The following is a 661-nucleotide window of genomic DNA, read 5'->3' on the forward strand; positions in this document are numbered from 1 at the left end:
GAGCAGACTCGTTGGACCACCGCCCTGAACGCGCTGTATGCCGGGGCGCCTGCCGCGCTCGCTGCTCCGGCGGCAGCCACCCTCGGGGCCCTCTCCACGATGGCGCCGATCAAGGCTAGTGGCTACACCCCGGCCAACGGCGCGGCATATCCCAAGGGTGCCGTGGGCGACTCTCTACGCGACCTGGCCCGACTCATCAAGGCTCGCATCGGGCTGCGTGCGGCCACTATCGACGTCGGAAACTGGGACATGCACTCAGCCTTGGGCGCCAGCGACTCCGGCTGGATGTTCCGCCAGCTCACCGAACTGGGGCAGGCCCTCGCCGCCTTCAACCAGGACCTCGGCGCCCAGATGAGTGACGTGACGCTGGTGACCCTCAGCGAGTTCGGGCGCCGCGTCGCCCAGAACGGCTCTGGCGGGCTCGACCACGGGCACGGCAACGTCTCGCTCGTCATGGGCGCCGGGGTCCGCGGCGGCAAGGTCTACGGGCGCTGGCCAGGTCTGGCGGCTGCGAACCTCGACAACGGAGACCTTGCCGGCACCACCGACTACCGCACCATCTTGGCAGAAGCCCTCGAACAACGCGCCCAGATCTCCTCCAGCACTGTCTTCCCCCTCCTCAGCACCGACCGACTCGGGATGTTCACCGCGAAAGCATAAG

Annotated in this window: 1 protein-coding gene; it reads left to right on the forward strand. The window is 68.4% G+C overall.

The genetic code is table 11. The features are described from left to right. A partial coding sequence (locus AC3WRT_RS20655; protein WP_492725284.1) for a DUF1501 domain-containing protein occupies nt 1-660 on the forward strand: 660 nt, incomplete at its 5' end. Nucleotide 661 lies beyond the last annotated feature (1 nt).

It is taken from the genome of Terrabacter sp. FW104-15G4B (genome assembly GCF_058790095.1).